The organism is Sideroxyarcus sp. TK5 (assembly GCF_054601595.1).
On sequence record NZ_BAAHSJ010000015.1, the window covers coordinates 1 to 16,498 of the forward strand.

The 16,498-nt window shown below is 53.6% G+C and carries 6 protein-coding genes; all 6 read left to right on the forward strand.

The features are described 5' to 3' along the window. A partial coding sequence (locus tag ACYPYQ_RS13225; RefSeq protein ID WP_459724379.1) for a calcium-binding protein occupies positions 1 to 831 on the forward strand: 831 nt, incomplete at its 5' end. A gap of 276 nt (positions 832 to 1,107) precedes the next feature. Next, a complete protein-coding gene (locus ACYPYQ_RS13230) occupies positions 1,108 to 1,398 on the forward strand; it encodes a hypothetical protein (protein WP_459724380.1) in 291 nt (96 codons plus the stop codon). Positions 1,399 to 1,777: 379 nt separating this feature from the next. Beyond that, complete coding sequence (locus ACYPYQ_RS13235) at positions 1,778 to 2,122, forward strand: hypothetical protein (protein ID WP_459724384.1); 345 nt, start codon at positions 1,778 to 1,780, stop codon at positions 2,120 to 2,122. 4 nt (positions 2,123 to 2,126) lie between these two features. Then, entirely contained in the window at positions 2,127 to 2,522 is a 396-nt protein-coding gene (locus ACYPYQ_RS13240) for a hypothetical protein (protein WP_459724381.1), read from the forward strand. A gap of 68 nt (positions 2,523 to 2,590) precedes the next feature. After that, the gene (locus tag ACYPYQ_RS13245; RefSeq protein WP_459724382.1) at positions 2,591 to 15,442 is read left to right on the forward strand and encodes a VCBS domain-containing protein; all 12,852 of its coding nucleotides are present in this window, start codon (positions 2,591 to 2,593) and stop codon (positions 15,440 to 15,442) included. A gap of 253 nt (positions 15,443 to 15,695) precedes the next feature. Then, positions 15,696 to 16,391 carry a hypothetical protein gene (locus ACYPYQ_RS13250; RefSeq protein ID WP_459724383.1) on the forward strand — a complete coding sequence of 232 codons (696 nt, stop codon included), beginning with the start codon at positions 15,696 to 15,698 and terminating at the stop codon, positions 16,389 to 16,391. Positions 16,392 to 16,498 lie beyond the last annotated feature (107 nt).

Here is a 16,498-nt window from a genome sequence, read left to right on the forward strand (position 1 = left end):
GGAACCCAGTACAACGACACCCTCAACCTGAGTGCCACCGAGTTGGTGAACATCGCCAACATCGATGGTGGCATCGGCAACGACACCATCACGGGTAGTGCCGGTAACGACGTGTTGTTAGGCGGGGATGGTAATGACATATTGCAGGAAACTTCTGGCAACAACCTGCTGCTGGGAGGTGCTGGATCTGACACTCTAACTGGTGGTGCGGGGAATGAGATGTTCGTTGGTGGAATTGGGAATGACACTATTTCTCTGGGAGATGGCGCAGACATCATCGCCTTCAACCGTGGGGATGGTGCAGATGTTGTGAACGGAAGCATCGGTACCGATAACACCATCACACTCGGTAACGGAATCGGCTATGCGGATCTGGCGCTTTCCAAAGTCAATAACGACCTTATCCTTGAAACAGGCAATGGGGATCAGATCACACTTAAGAGCTGGTACGACAATAACGCAAACTATAAGAGCGTGCTCGATCTGCAGGTAATTGCAGAAGCCATTGCAAATTTTGATCAAAACTCTGCTGATCCATTACTTAACCAGTCAGTGCAGAACTTCGACTTCACCGCAATCGTCGATGCTTTTGACCAAGCCCATGGTGGTAGTGCTACCTACATGCACTGGAGTATGACCAATGAAATGCTGGCGGCCAAACTTAGTAGTAGTGACATCGAAGCGGTGGGTGGGGACCTGAGCTATCAATATGGCATGGGCAATACGGCTATCGCTGGTGTTGGGCCGACCTCAATGCAGGAGGTGCTGTCTGCATCCCAGTTTGGAAATCAGGCTCAGGGACTGAGGCCATTGCAAAGTCTTGCTGCATAAAAGGTCGACTCATCTAGGTGAGTCGACCTTTTATGCCACCTCCTGTCGCCCGTGATGGGGGCGTTGCAGAAGGCAGGGAGGGAGAGATGAGTGAACAACATCCGTACGTGCTGTACCCGCATGGGGTAGGCCGTGGCTGTAAGGGGCTGAAGCCCCAACATCACACGCTCAGCCTGTTGATGCATGAGCACGAGCCGCGACAACATGTCGCAGCACCAAGTTAACGAAGACACATACGATTTAAGCACCACTAAAAAGACACTGAGAGGAAACAGCATGACCGAAGCAGCGAGCACCACCCAAGACAAAGAAACCAAACAACCCAAAGTCAACGGCAAGCCCCATGCCAAACAACAACGCGTCATCAGCGACCCGAAAGAAGTCGCGCAGCTGGTGATGATGCGCATCGACCAAGTGAACAGCAAAAAAGACGAACTCACCATCGCCGTGAAGGGACTAGCGGATACGGCCAAGCAACTGGTGAGCGTGTATGCGCAGCAGCAGGCGCAACTGGCTAAGTTGGCGAAAAGGGTGGAGGAGTTGGAGAAGCAGAATGCAGAAAAGTAATGCGATGCTGACCCCTTTGATTATCGGCACAAGGGCTTGGGGCAAACGGACGAACGCATCACCTCCCACCCGCTGTATCTGGCATTGGGCAAGGAAGAAACTGAACGTTTGGCTGGGTACCGTGGGCTGTTCCGTAGTGAACTGGATGATGCGGCGATAGCGGATATACGGCTAGCGCTGGCTCAGGGGCAACCGCTGGGAAGCTAACGGTTCAGCGAAATGATGTGTGCAGCAGTGGGTGTGCGGCGTGCGCAAAGAAAGCCATGCAGGCCGATGATGAAGCTCAATCTGAGTGAGAAGGTTGAGGAGCAGAGTGATTTTGGATTTTGAACGGGAGAAATGAAATGCGAAAACATATTGCGAGGCTGACCCTTTTATTCTGTGGGGTGACAGCGGCACAGACACCCTGCTGGGCGGCATCGGTGCGGATCACCTGTACGGCTTCGCCGGGATAGATGTGTTGTTTGGCGGCGAAGACAACGACACCCTGCGTGTCGACGTGACAAAGGGCGACCTCAACCCGTTCAATCAATACGGACAAACGAGAACCGTCTATGCCCTGCCTGAATTCCATGCGGATGACTATCTGGATAGCGGGGCGGGTGAGGACACGTTGGTGGGTGACGGCGGCAACGACACCCTGCTGGGCGGCGACGACATCAATGGCGATATTTTATTTTCGCAAAGCGAATTCGAACCGGCGAATGATTTAATTGGAGGATGAAAGCATGACCAAATCGAAATTACTTTCTGCGACTATGTTGGCAATTGTGATTGCATTTTGCTCAGCACTGTCTTTTGGCGAGGAAGCGAAAAGAGCTTGGCGGGGTTCTGCCTGTTATCAGATGCGGCTGGGAGTGTGGGACAAATTGATGGAAGGTCCCTACCTTGCAAGATATGTATTCAAGACGGATGACGGAAGGATATTCGTGGCTGAGAGGAATGGGGATGATGATTCTAATACGGCAGAAGTTGTCTTCCCGGATGACTTCCAAGAGGAAAGAATGTTTCAGGGGAAGAAAGTAATTTTGCCTGCGGGACATTGTAGTCAAGGAAGCTACACATGGTACATCTACGCAAACGGTGTTTTATTTGAGACCGGGAAGATTGCCTTCTCTAATTAAGTGGGCGACTTGGTAATCTTTCATTAGCCGTATCGAATCTATCGGGAGACACAGTAATGGCAACGAACATGAATCAGCTCACCCCAGAGAAACGCGCCATCGTCAATCAAATTATTGCCATCGGCCAACAGTTGGGGGCATCGAATGACGTCATCATGGCCGCGGTCAATATCGCAAACGCGGAATCAGCTTTTGACCCTACCCTTGATAACGGGGTTCGCCCAAAGACTTTACCTGGATTTTGCTTTGGACTTTATGAATATAAACGTTCGACATGGGATCCTCTCTGGAAGAAATTTACTGCGTCGAACCCGACTAACTCTATATCAAGCTTGAGTGCAGAGGAGGCGTTGTACGCTTTAGACCCCGCCCCACAAATCTACATAACCTATGGCGAACTCAACAAATGGTACAAGGGGTACGACCAGGGTCTGATTGCAAAAAATTTCAAGCCGGGTGGCAATCAGTATTGGAGAGTTAAAGATTTGCAAGAAGCTGGAATCAGTATCCAAGGGAATTTCTTGGAGTATGCCTACTTACGCCATAACACAGTTCCTTCGGAAATTATTAAAGTCACAGACAAAGTATTTACCCAAGCCAACCAAGTGGCGACAGCCTGCCTTGTACTTTTCCAAACGGGGCAAGGAACGCAAGGCACCGGCCTGACCTGTCCAGCACAATCCGACCCCGGTCTCGCCTACACCGAAACCGACAACATCACACTAATCAGCCGTTATTACGAGAACGGCGTCCTCTACATCAAAGACAAACAGACCAATCAGGAATACTGGAATATCCCCACAGCCACGGATGGAGCTCTCGAAGTCACCAAATTTTCCACCGGCCTGATCACCACCGTCACCTACACGGCAGATGGTCAGCTCGACACCACTAACCCTGCCTCAGTATCGCTGGACGCCAGCGCCAGCGCTGATGTAAAGGCAGCATTTGATGCATGGGTAGCTGCGGGTAATGATCCCTCCAACGTCAATCCCGCCGACCTTCATCTTGACCAGACAGCGGGCGGCGTAACCACCCTGCTTGATTCACGGTTATTCAGTTGGGCTGGTGGCGAATACTCGAACAATGCAGTGCTCATAGGTGAAAGCCCCGCATCCGGCACAGGCGGCGACATGCTGCGCGGTGGCATCGGCAATGACCTGCTCATCGGCTCAAGCGGAGCGGACGTGCTGTACGGAGGCGGCGGCAACGACGCCATGGCCGGTGGCGCTGGCGATGACACCTATATCCTGGACGGCAGCGGACAAATCACCATTGAGGACAAAATAGGCAACAACAAAGTATTCCTCAACGGCCGCGAACTGGGTGTTCTCATCCGCCAAGCCGACGGCACCTTCAAATCCGCTGACGGCAAAATCTCCGGCTCCTTGCAAGGTGGCGATCTCATTCTGGTAGACGATACCGGCGCCCAAGTTACCCTCAATAAAAACTTCACCGAAGGCGACTTCGGTATTTATTTCCAGGATGCACCGCCGCCTAATCCTGAAGTCCCCACCATGCCCGCCACCACCCGCGACATCATGGGTGACCTGGCCCCTGCGGAATTCACCGCCACTCTGGCCGTGGGCACCGCCATCGACCCAGGGTGGAAATGGACCATCCTTGACACTCAGGCCAACACCCACGATGAACCGCGCACTGATGCCAACGGAGACACCTACTACATCACCATCACAGACAGCTACACCTACACCTATAACCAGAGAGACGACCTCGACAATTGGATCACCGGCGCGGCGGAGCCCGACCGTGCAGATTCCCTTTATGGCAGTAGCGGCAACGACCACATCATGGGGCTGGGTGGTAACGACAGCATCAATGCCATGCAAGGCGGGGATGACTTCATCGAAACCGGCGACGGCAATAACGTGGTGTCTTCCGGCGCGGGTAACGACATCATCATCGGTGGCGGCGGCAATGATCGCATCTATGCAGGTGAGGGTCTCAACTATGTAGTAGCAGGAGATGGCGACAATGGCGTGGAAGCAGGGGCTGGGAACGATTATCTCCAGACAGGTAAAGGCGACGACTTCATCCGTGCTGGCGATGGCGACAACTACGCGGAAGCGGGTGCCGGGCGGGACTGGGTGTATGGCGGGACCGGCAAGGATTTGTTCATCGGTGGCGCTGACGGCGACATTATGGATGGCGCGGATGGCAACGACCAGCTCTATGGCGAGGCGCAAGTCACCACAGAACAGGCTATCGCAGATGGGAACATCGGCATGGGCACTGGCATGCAGGGTGACTGGCTCAATGGCGGCAGCGGGGATGACATTGTCGTGGGCAGTGCGGGGAATGATGTGTTGATGGGGGCTGGTGGCCGGGATTTACTCATTGCTGGTGCGGGCGATGACGAGATTATGGGCGATACCGACTGGTTGACGAATAGCGTTGACTGGACTGTAACCGACGTGAATGGTGTGCGAACTTTTGAGCCTGTCTACGGTACCGACAAGCCGGCAGATGCGGCGGCGGACACGATATATGCAGGTTCTGGAAACGATCATGTGTGGGCGGGGGCAGGTGATGACGTGGTGTACGGAGAGGATGGCAACGATGCGCTTTCCGGTAACGGAGGAAACGACATCCTTTTTGGCGGAGTAGGAGACGACAATATCAGCGGTGACGGCATTGAGCATGCTGGCGATACGGTTGTAAATGAAGGCGATGACTATCTGGATGGCGGTGCGGGTAACGATGAGCTGAGCGGTCAAGGCGGAAATGATGTTCTTGCAGGCGGGACGGGTGACGACACATTGTGGGGCGGGGAAGGTGACGACCACTTGGAAGGTGGAGAGGGAATAGACACGCTGTGGGGTGGCAACGGCAGCGATACCCTGATCGGTGATGCGGGAGACGACAAACTCTACGGCGAAGCGGGAGATGGTAATTTGCTGGACGGCGGCGACGGCAATGACCTGCTCAACACGGGTGGCACGGGCAACACCCTGCTAGGCGGCGCGGGGGACGATACCCTGGAAGCTATTGGTGGGAGCAGCTATCTGGACGGTGGGGCTGGCACTGATTCCCTCACGGCAACAGATGGCAACAACGAGCTGTTTGGCGGTGCGGGGAATGACAATCTGCAAGCTACTGGCGGCAACAACTATCTCGATGGCGGCGACGGAAACAATCAGATCGTCACCAATGGCGCGGGCGGCAACACTCTCATTGGTGGCATCGGGGATGACACCCTCTCAGCACAAGGGGGTAACAACCTCCTCGATGCGGGCGAGGGAAGCAACATGGTTATTGCCGATGGCGGCGACAATTCGCTGTTTGCGGGCGGTGGTGATGACACGCTTTCGGCGGGTGGTGGCAATAATTATCTGGATGCGGGTGACGGCACGAATACGCTAATTGCTGACGGAGGGTTCAATACGCTCTATGCGGGTTCCGGCAATGATTATCTATCTGCTGCGGGTGGCAACAACTACCTTGATGGGGGAGATGGGGTAGATCAGCTGGTTGCAGATGGCGGTAACAATACGCTGATCGGCGGGGCGGGGGATGACGTTCTTGTTGCGAGCGGTGGCGGAAACCTGCTCGACGGCGGAGAAGGGCGCGATCTGTATGTGTTCGAGGCAGGTTTTGGGACAGACCATATTGCGGATGCCGGGGTAGGCGGCAATACAGTGCAATTCAATTTCGGGTTTGGTGGCTCGGGCATAGTACTGGGACTTGGTTCTTTGAAGCTCAGCTTTGCGAACGGTGATGAACTGCATATTGATGGTTTCGACCCGAATGATCCCATCAACAGTTGCTCTATCGACACGTTTATCTTTGCAGACCGGTCTTTTACCTTGCAACAACTGCTGGATGAAGCCAGTCCGGTGATCGAAGGTACTCCAGGTGCAGACATATTGCAGGGCACGGCGATGGGCGAACGGCTCAATGGTTTGGCTGGCAACGATACGATCAGTGGCGCGGGCGGTTACGACACTATCGACGGCGGAACAGGGGCTGACACGATGTCAGGCGGCATGGGAAATGATCGTTACTACGTCGATAACCAGGGCGATGTGGTTGTTGAAAATGCATTTGAAGGCATTGATACGGTGCTCAGTAGTGTTGGGGCATACACGCTGACCGATAACGTGGAGAACCTGACGCTGTTAGGCCTTTCTTCATATGAGGGTTTAGGCAATGCCCTTGATAACACGATCACCGGCAATAACAACGACAACTACCTCAATGGTGGAGATGGGGCGGATACGTTAGTCGATAACGGAGGGAATGATTTCCTGGATGGCGGTGCGGGTGCAGACAGTATGACCGCCGGGGCCGGGGATGATACCTATTATGTGGATAACGCAGGGGATGTGGTTGTCGAAAATTTCGGTGAGGGTTATGACACCGTTGTTAGTTGCCTGGGTGATTACTCGTTGGCTGCAAACGTGGAGAAGCTCAACCTGTCTGGCAGCGCAGATATCAATGGCAGCGGCAATGCACTGAATAATTATATCGGTGGGAATTCCGGCAACAACGTTCTGGATGGCGCTGCGGGCAATGACCGGGTCGATGGCGGGGCGGGTGCCGACACGATGCTGGGCGGTGCGGGCGATGATGTGTTCTTCGTCGAGAATGTCAATGACGAAGTGATCGAGAATGCAAATGAGGGACTGGATTCGGTTTCCTCATCGATCAGTTATGTGCTTTCAGAAAACGTCGAGAATCTTAGCCTTACAGGGAACAATTCCATTGATGGTTCAGGGAATGCGCAGGATAACGTGATCTATGGAAATAATAGCTCGAATGTATTGTTTGGTGACGCCGGGAATGACACGCTGAACGGCTTGGACGGTGCGGATACGCTGAATGGAGGTGCCGGTGCCGATGTAATGAATGGCGGCTATGGAAATGATGTGTATTTTGTTGATGACGCGGGTGATCAGGCAATCGAGAGTGCGCTAGGAAAAACCTATCAGAACTACTATGGCGGTTCATACATCGTTACGGATATCGACACGGTCAAATCATCTATCAGCTATACGCTGGGTACAAATCTAGAGAATCTGACACTCCTTGGCATTGAAAACATCGACGGCACCGGCAATGCATTGAATAACGTTATTACCGGGAATGGCGGTGACAACGTACTGATTGGCGATGCCGGATCGGACACGCTGGATGGCGGCGCTGGGGCTGATACGCTGATTGGAGGGGCAGGCTCCGATATCTATTACATCGACAACATCAACGATCAAATTATTGATGATGTTGCTGGACAGTCTTTCACCAGATACCAATGGGTTTGGACTGGATACAACTATCAGTATCTGCCCTACACCTACGTTCAGCCGGATTACGAGCAGGTGTATTCGTCAGTTGATTTTGAGTTGAGTGCGAACCTTGAAAATCTCACGCTGACTGGAATCGATAGTATCAACGGTATTGGCAATGAACTGAATAACCAGTTAACGGGAAATGACGCAGACAACATATTGGTAGGTGGCGCAGGGAACGACACGTTTTATGGCATGGGCGGTATCGATACATTGGATGGTGGGGCTGGCGATGACGCTTACAGCATTACGGATACCGGCGATATCATCATTGAGCAAGCAGGGAATGGTTATGACAGGGTGTTTGCCACAACGGACTATACGCTCTCAGCCAATATCGAAGAATTGACACTTGAAGGTGAAGCGATCTCTGGCACCGGAAATGAGACCGATAACCAAATTTTTGGAAATATTCTGGATAACGTCATCGACGGCTCAGCTGGCAATGACCACCTTAATGGGCAGGGGGGTAATGACACGATATTCGGAGGGGAAGGAAACGATGAAATCATTGGTGGTTGGGATGATTATGTCAGAGATGAAAATTGGAACTGGAGCTTGGCACCGAATAGTGACTTTCTGGATGGCGGTAACGGTAACGACCACGTCGATGGCGGGTCTGGTGCAGATTCGATCATGGGTGGTGCGGGAGACGACGTATTGTTTGGCGGTCATGATGACGGCGGAGAAGGTGGCGATCCGTTACTGAATAACGACTATATTGATGGTGGTGAAGGGGACGATCAGATAGACGGTGGAAGCGGTGCCGATATTCTGCTGGGCGGCGCAGGCAACGATTATCTCTACGGCGGAGATGATGGCTGGGCCAGTACCTACTATGACTACGTGACGCAAGACTTCTTGGATGCTTCGTCTGATGACTATTTGGATGGCGGATTGGGTGATGACTGGTTGGAAGGCGGTAGCGGAAACGATACTTTGATCGGCGGCGCAGGGTGGGATGAGTTGTACGGTGGTGATGGGAATGATGTGATATTCGGCACCAGATTTGAAGATGTTACCTCAGTATATGGACAGCAGCCCGAACAACCAGCCGATCTCATTACGGTTTCTTCGGCAGAAGGCGATGACGCAATCGGATCCGCAAACGTGCTTTCTGGTGCGAATAACTATCTATTGAATGGTGTTATAGGGGACGGTCAGTATGCAAATCTTGCTACGGATAGCGGTTGGGATCATGACTTCTACAAGATTGCGCTGACGGCAGGTTCGAGTATCTCAATCTCTACATTCTCGGATATTGATACGGTTATCGGATTATATGATGCAAATGGAAATTTGTTAATTGAAAACGATGATGCTGATGGGGCGGGCGGATCGTGGAATAGCTTGGATTCCAGTTTCACTTTTTATGTGGATGTGGATGGTGAGTATTCCTTGGCCATTACTAGTTATGACAATTGGCTGCCCTCTGATCCCTTCAATCCGAGTCTGAACGGTACTGCGGGGCAATCTCTCGGCGGTGGGGCTTATGAGGCAACTGTTTCCATTTCTTCTACCAACCAGTTTGGTAATGGGTTGGATTACATTGAAGGAGGTACGGGTGACGATACTTATGTCGTTGGGGGCACCTATATCAAAGTTGACGATTGGGTCGTGAACGAATGTGGGGATTCAATCCAGACACAAGCATTGCTATGGACGACGGATGAAGTGGTCGAGTTTGCGGATCAAGGCTACGACGTAGTTCAGACTTTTTCCAGCTTCGTGCTTGATGAGAACATCGAAGAGCTCCAACTGATATTCGACCCGAATACGGCTGCGCTGGATACGCAGTATTACGCTGACATGATCCAGTATGGCCAGGATGGCACGGGAAATGATCTGGACAACGTTATCATCGGCAATGAACTGAACAATCGGCTGGATGGAGGCTTGGGCGCAGATTATCTGGAAGGTGGTGCCGGCAATGACACGTATGTTGTTGATCAGATTGGGGACGTGATTGTTGAGGAAGCCAATGCTGGAATCGATACGGTAGAAAGCTTCATTGATTATTCTCTGAACGGAACCAACCTGGAAAACCTGACCCTGCTGGATGGCGCGATTTCCGGTGAGGGCAATGACGCCGACAATATTATTCAGGGGAATGCCGGCTATAACGAGCTGTATGGTGGTACAGGTAATGACATTCTGATTGCCAATGGTGGTGATGACTCTCTCTATGGAGGCGCTGGCAATGACCGCTATGTGTTCCGCCCTGGCGATGGCGAGGTATGGATATTTGATTCTGAAGGATTGGATACACTGTTTATCGGCGGTGATCTGACTGTTGCTGACATCGAAACAGGCCGGTCTGGAGATGACCTGGTGCTGACGGTGGCAGGGACTCCGGATCAGGTGGTTATTGTGAATTGGTTCACGCAGGCAGAAGGGATTGGACGTATTGAATTTTGCGATGCGTCGGCACTTGATCGTGCCGAGATGGAGGCGATGTTTAACGCCCCTCCAGTTGCTGTAGCGGATAGCATCGTCACGAATGAAGATGTTGCCCAGACAGAAATATCTGCTGCAATGCTTCTCGCGAACGACACCGATCCGAATGCAGGCGATATCCTTAGACTCAACGGATTTGATGCTGTAACGGCAAACGGAAACGCCGTTACGCAGGATGCCAATGGCAATCTGGTGCTTTCCCTTGTTAATGACTATCAATCCTTGGGAGTTGGGCAGTCTGCCTCCGACAGTTTCACCTATACTATCGCCGATGCGGCAGGTGAGACATCGACTGCAACAGTCGATGTCACTATCACCGGCACCAACGATGCCCCAGTTGTGGCCACAGCCATTGCCGACCAAAGCACTTTGCAAGATGCCCCGTTCAGCTTCACTGTCCCGGCCGACAGCTTCCAAGATATCGATACTGGCGACTTGCTGACCTACTCAGCCACACTGGCAGATGGTTCCGCCTTGCCTGCCTGGCTGACATTTGATGCTGCGACGCAAACATTCAGCGGCATACCAGACAACTGGGATGTCGCCATGCTCGATGTGCAAGTCGTCGCGACCGATTTGGCTGGGGCCAGTGCAACCAGCACCTTCGTGCTAGACGTACAAAACGTCAACGACACTCCCACTGCAAATGCCGATACCGGCCTCGCAGTGGAAGACGGCGGAAGCGTACAGCTTGATGCCACATCCCTGCTGGCCAACGACACTGATCCTGATTTTATCTACGGCGATACACTCAGTATCACAGGTGTCAGCCAGGCAGCTTCCGGTGCCGCCGTGTCGTTGGTGAACGGTGCCGTGCAATATGATGTTGGCAACCTGTATCAATCACTGGCACAAGGCCAGACCACCACCGACACCTTCAGCTATACCGTGACCGACACTGCCGGAGCCATTTCCACAGCCGAAGTCACTATGACCATCACCGGAGTCAATGACGGCCCCGTTACAGCAGACGATCAAGCCGCCGTACAAGAAGACCTCAGCATTGCAGCCACAGGCAATGTTTTGTCCAACGACAGCGACATCGACCAAGGCACCGTGCTGCAGGTGGCAAATGCAGGCACACAGCAAGGTCAATACGGCAGTCTCGTACTCAATGCAGATGGCAGTTACAACTACGTTTTGGACAACAACACCCAAGCGGTTCAATCGTTGGCGCAAGGCCAAACCGTCACCGAACAGTTCGCCTATCAAGCCACTGATGGCATCGCAAGTACCCCGGCTACGCTAACTGTGACGATCACCGGCACAAATGATGCTCCTGTGACAGAAATTGATACGGCAGCAGTGCAAGAAGATGGGGCGATCACTGCAGGCGGCAACGTATTGATCAACGATACGGATGTTGATCAAGGTTCTGTTCTAAGTGTTGCCAATGCAGGCGTCTTCGTTGGCCAGTTCGGCACCTTGACGCTGAACGCGGACGGCAGCTACGAGTACGTGCTGGACAACGCCTCCTACGACGTACAGTCGTTGGCAGAAGGCCAAGTCGTCACCGATACCTTCGACTATGCGGCAACGGATGGCATCACTTCAACACCATCGACTCTGACAGTGAGCATCACCGGCACCAACGATGCGCCTGTAGTGGTGGCTGATGTAAATGCAGTTCAGGAAGACGTCACCCTCACTGCCACAGGCAACGTTCTGTCCAACGACAGCGATATTGATCAGGGCACCGTGCTGCAAGTCGCCAATGCTGGCATCTTTGTCGGCCAGTTCGGCACGCTCACCATCAACGCAGATGGCAGCTACAGCTACGCACTGGACAACGCCTCACTTGGAGTGCAGTCCCTGGCTCAAGGCCAAGTCGTCACCGATACCTTCGACTATGCGGCAACGGACGGCATCACCTCAACCCCCTCGACTCTGACAGTGAGCATCACCGGCACCAACGATGCCCCAGTGGTTGCGGCTGATGTGAACGCTGTGCAAGAGGATGTGGTGATCTCGGCCACCGGTAATGTGCTAGCCAACGACAGCGACATCGATCAAGGCACCGTGCTTCAAGTCGCCAATGCAGGCGTCTTCGTCGGCCAGTTCGGTACGCTCACCCTCAATGCCGACGGCAGCTACAGCTATGCTCTGGACAATGCGTCTTATGGTGTTCAGTCACTGGCCCAAGGCCAAGTCGTCACCGACGCCTTCGACTACGCCGCAACAGACGGCATCACCTCCACACCGTCAACACTCACTGTAAGCATCACCGGCACAAACGATGCACCTGTGGTTGTTGCTGATGTGAACGCTGTTCAGGAAGACGTCACGCTTACTGCCACTGGCAATGTTCTGTCCAACGATAGCGACATCGACCAAGGCACAGTGCTGCAGGTAGCCAATGCGGGAATCTTTGTCGGACAGTTCGGCACCTTGACGCTGAACGCAGATGGCAGCTACAGCTACGCACTGGACAACGCCTCACTTGGAGTGCAGTCCCTGGCTCAAGGCCAAGTCGTCACCGATACCTTCGACTATGCGGCAACGGACGGCATCACCTCAACCCCCTCGACTCTGACAGTGAGCATCACCGGCACCAACGATGCCCCAGTGGTTGCGGCTGATGTGAACGCTGTGCAAGAGGATGTGGTGATTTCGGCCACCGGTAATGTGCTAGCCAACGACAGCGACATCGATCAAGGCACGGTGCTGCAGGTTGCCAACGCCGGGGTCTTTGTTGGCCAGTTCGGCACGCTGACGCTGAATGCTGACGGTAGCTACAGCTATGCCTTGGACAACGCTTCACTTGGCGTCCAGTCTCTAGCCCAAGGCCAAGTCGTCATCGACACCTTCGACTATGCTGCAACTGATGGCATCACCGCTCCACCTTCGACCTTGACGGTATCCATCACCGGCACCAACGATGCGCCTGTGGTCGTGGCTGATGTGAACGCCGTACAAGAAGATGTCACGTTCACCGCCACCGGCAATGTGCTGGCCAACGACAGCGATATTGATCAGGGCACTGTGCTGCAAGTCGCCAATGTAGGCGTCTTCGTTGGCCAGTTCGGCACGCTCACCCTGAACGCGGACGGCAGCTACAGCTATGCTTTGGACAACGCTTCACTTGGCGTCCAGTCTCTAGCCCAAGGCCAAGTCGTCACCGACACCTTCGACTATGCTGCAACCGATGGCATCACCGCTACACCTTCGACCTTGACGGTATCCATCACCGGCACCAACGATGCGCCTGTGGTCGTGGCTGATGTGAACGCCGTACAAGAAGATGTCACGCTCACCGCCACCGGCAATGTGCTTGCCAATGACAACGATATTGATCAGGGCACTGTGCTGCAAGTCGCCAGCGCAGGTGTCTTTGTCGGCCAGTTCGGCACGCTCACGCTCAATGCCGACGGCAGCTACAGCTATGCTTTGGACAACGCCTCCTGCGGCGTTCAGTCTCTTGCACAAGGACAGGTCGTCACCGACACCTTCGACTATGCCGCGACAGATGGAATCACCTCAACACCATCCACACTGACAGTGAGCATCACTGGCACTAACGATGCACCTGTGGTTGTTGCTGATGTGAACGCTGTGCAAGAGGATGTGGTGATCTCGGCCGCCGGTAACGTGCTTGCCAACGACAGCGACATTGATCAGGGCACGGTGTTGCAAGTTGCGAACACAGGCGTCTTCGTCGGTCAGTTCGGCACCTTGACGCTGAACGCAGATGGCAGCTACAGCTACGCACTGGACAACGGCAGCTACGGTGTTCAGTCTCTAGCCCAAGGCCAAGTCGTCACCGACACCTTCGACTATGCTGCGACCGATGGCATCACCTCAACACCATCAACCTTGACCGTCAGCATCACCGGCACCAACGATGCCCCAATTGTGGCCGTACCGCTGACCGATGCCAGCACACTGGAAGATCAAACCTTCAGCTATCGTGTGCCGGACGGCACCTTCACCGACATCGATCAAGGTGATGTGCTGAGCTATCAAGCTGCCATGGCTGACGGTTCCGCACTGCCGGACTGGCTCAAGTTTGATGCTGCGACCCAAACTTTCAGTGGTATCCCTTCTAACTGGGATGTTGGTCTGTTGGATGTCGCCGTAACCGCCACAGACTTGCAGGGTGCCACGGCCACCAGCACCTTCAGTCTGGACGTGCAGAACGTCAACGACGCACCCGTTGTGCTGGCCCATATGGCAGACCAGCGTGTAGACAACGGCAAACGCTTCAGCATCGCTATCCCGGCCGGCACCTTCGACGACTGGGACATCGTGCATGGTGACAGCCTTAGCTACAGCGCAACCCTTGCCAACGGAGAAGAACTACCGGAATGGCTCAACTTCGATGCCGCCACTGGCACCTTCTCAGGCCGTGCAAAAGGTTCGGACAGCTACGATATCCTGCTCACCGCCACCGACCAGGCCGGCGCCAGCGTCTCGCAGGTCTTCACCTTCAGTGCTGGCAAGGACGATCAGGATGAGCATCGCGATGACGAGCATGATGACAACGAGCGTCATGACAACGAGCATGATGATGACGAGCATGACTACCATGCAACTCCCGACACCACGCAGGACGAGATCATTGTCAGCAGCAGCGTGAACGACATCATCCATACCGGCAACGGCGCGGACAGCATCCTCTTTGGACGCGGCGATGGGCAGGACACGGTCTACGGTGGAGAAGGGACGGACAACACTCTGATCCTTACTGACGGCATCCAGATGACCGACATCGCCCTGACGCGGAACGCCAACGACCTCATCCTTGAAGCCGGTTCAGCCGACCAGATCACCCTGCGCAGCTGGTATGACACCTCCGCCAACTTCAAGAGCGTACTCACGCTGGACATCATCTCTCAGGCGGTAACCGAGTTCGATGAAAAGTCGAAACGCAAGTCTGAGCATAAGTCAGACCATCAAGAGATCAAGACCACGCTCGACCAGTACGACTTCAGCGCCGTGGTCGCCGCCTTTGATCAGGCCTGGGCGGCGGACAGCACAATCCAGCACTGGAACGCTGCACAGACGCTGGCAACAGCCCATGTAGATGACGGCGACGATGCCGCACTGGGAAGCTCAGCCTTCAAGGACATGAGCATCAGCAGCTTGATGGCGTTGGGGCAGGCAAACCAGAACCTCAATACGATGCAGTTAAATCAGGACCGGGCGCGGGGATAAGCATTTGAGGTCGTCATCATTTGATCGAGATGGTGTGCCTGAATAATTAGGTGCTTGGCAGTGGGGCAAATTGATGAGTGCTGTCCCTCTGCTGGTTGAGAGGGAATGGATTGCAACGAAAAATTACGGCTGCAGGAGGTGTCTAAATTGCTGGCTCATGGAATCACAAATGTCATTCGCTCTAACAAAGCTGCTCCAGCCGACGCTCGCTTCGTTCGCGACGTCTGAGTTGCAACGTTAGCCATCTGAAGCGATGAACCGTCTTTTCGTAACCGCGAACCACTACTACTCCGCATTGGAGCGGTTTGGTCTTCAGTACATGCTGAAGTCGCCTTGGCCATGGTTATTGGCAGCTTTGCTATTTGCATTTATCTGGCAAGGATTCGCATTTGTGACAAGTGGCCCAAAGTTGCACGGAACGGCCCATTTCCTCGACTGGCAGTTCGTATCACTAATCGTGCTTGAGTTTGCCATCCTCGCCCTTTCGAGCAAGCTAAAGTCGGAAAAGACAAAGTTCGTCCTGAAGAGAATAAATTCAAAATATCGACAGTCATTCTCCTCAATTGAGCAAACGCGCCGCTTCTTGCTACGGCGGCTCCTTGGGCGCCACGAATCTGAGTATCTCTCCTTTGTAGACGACATTCAGAAGGCAATTGCCTATCAGGATCAATTGCGAAATCCCCTGGCATTTGATTTTTCACGAGTCCTTCTCTTCCTGTACGACCCGGATTCAAAACAGCGTATCTATGCACTCTTGGTAGTTATTGTGTCTGTGTTGACCGCGCTCTCAATCCGTGAAGGGGGGAGCATCTCGAATATCTTTGAGTTCTTCGCCGGTGAAAACGTAGCCTTGGTGATTTTTGCTTGGTTTTTGTTGGTTATCTTTCTCGCAGGTTTGCTGATGCTCCTTCTCGTTATAAGGCTTGGTATCGAAGTACTCTGGGCCTGACCTGCCCAGATTCTTCGGACCATTCATTCTTGGAGAACGGCCTCGGTTTCAGCGGTCTTGCCGCCCATTGATCTGAACGCGCTTGGCGTCAGATTACCTAAACTCGA